The sequence below is a fragment of the Pseudomaricurvus alcaniphilus genome, assembly GCF_011440395.1.
Taxonomy (GTDB): Bacteria; Pseudomonadota; Gammaproteobacteria; order Pseudomonadales; family Cellvibrionaceae; genus Pseudomaricurvus; species Pseudomaricurvus alcaniphilus.
In genome coordinates this window covers 1-1,561 of sequence record NZ_JAAOIX010000035.1, presented here as the reverse complement: position 1 = coordinate 1,561, position 1,561 = coordinate 1, and the positions used below count along the sequence as shown (strand labels likewise).

Annotated in this window: 2 tRNA genes and 1 rRNA gene; all 3 read left to right on the top strand. The window is 48.5% G+C overall.

The window, feature by feature from the left end:
• A 16S ribosomal RNA gene (locus G8764_RS22225) occupies positions 1–528 on the top strand; the annotation flags it as partial.
• Positions 529–655: 127 nt separating this feature from the next.
• Positions 656–732, top strand: a tRNA-Ile gene (locus G8764_RS22220).
• A gap of 191 nt (positions 733–923) precedes the next feature.
• Positions 924–999 (top strand) — tRNA-Ala (locus G8764_RS22215).
• Positions 1,000–1,561: the final 562 nt, after the last annotated feature.

Here is a 1,561-nt window from a genome sequence, read left to right as displayed (position 1 = left end):
ATGCCTTGGTGCCTTCGGGAACCGAGAGACAGGTGCTGCATGGCTGTCGTCAGCTCGTGTCGTGAGATGTTGGGTTAAGTCCCGTAACGAGCGCAACCCTTGTCCTTAGTTGCCATCAGGTCATGCTGGGAACTCTAAGGAGACTGCCGGTGACAAACCGGAGGAAGGTGGGGACGACGTCAAGTCATCATGGCCCTTACGACCTGGGCTACACACGTGCTACAATGGTCAGTACAAAGGGTTGCCAAGCCGCGAGGTGGAGCTAATCTCATAAAACTGATCGTAGTCCGGATCGGAGTCTGCAACTCGACTCCGTGAAGTCGGAATCGCTAGTAATCGTGAATCAGAATGTCACGGTGAATACGTTCCCGGGCCTTGTACACACCGCCCGTCACACCATGGGAGTGGGTTGCACCAGAAGTAGCTAGTCTAACCTTCGGGAGGACGGTTACCACGGTGTGATTCATGACTGGGGTGAAGTCGTAACAAGGTAGCCCTAGGGGAACCTGGGGCTGGATCACCTCCTTAAACGATATCGCACACCTCCTGTAAGTGCTCACACGCATTGCTTGATTAGTCTGACAGCAGTGAAAATCCAGTCGCAAGTTACAGCCGTTATTGAGTAGCCGCTAAATGCTAGCGACGAAAAGATTATAGGCCTGTAGCTCAGCTGGTTAGAGCGCACCCCTGATAAGGGTGAGGTCGGCAGTTCAAGTCTGCCCAGGCCTACCATTTTTGCCCTGCTCTTCGTTGAATCGCTACTCGCATAGCAGGCTATGCGTCGCACCGATTCGCCTCGATCAGAACAAAACTGGCTCTCAAAAGTTTAACCGTTTGGCTTTTATAAAAATGTTTTATAAAAGTTTAACGCCGAGATTTTTGTGATTGGCAAGGCGCCAAGTGCAAAAAGATCAAGTTAAAATGGGGCTATAGCTCAGCTGGGAGAGCGCCTGCCTTGCACGCAGGAGGTCTGCGGTTCGATCCCGCATAGCTCCACCATTTTATCACTTGGTTGACGGAGGTCTGCGGTTCGAGCGAGTCGTCGCACCGCCCGCATAGCTCCACCATTTTATTACTTGGTTGACGGAGGTCTGCGGTTCGAGCGAGTCGTCGCACCGCCCGCATAACTCAACCATTTTATATTTCACTGCTAGATAAGAAGTCAGAAAATTGTTGTTTCGAGGCAGTAATGCCAGGTTGTACGAGGCAACAGCTTTCTGGTTTTTTACAATCAGAAGTTCTTTAACAAGGTGGAAAGTAAAGTTGTTTAAATACAATGATTTGAAGTGATTGTCTTCATTCGTGAAGGGAATTGTTTTGAGTCAGCTGATTGAATCAAGTGTGTATTTTTTATTTGTACATACCTGTCCGGCGTAAAATTGTCATTTATTACAATCGAGAACGTTGTGTTGTTTTGATTGCCTGTTTATCGGGTGATTAAGGTTACACGACACTATCAAACATTGTAAGTCGCAACATTTTAGTAGCTTGAGTTATATGGTCAAGCGACTAAGCGCATACGGTGGATGCCTAGGCAGTTAGAGGCGATGAAGGACGTAGG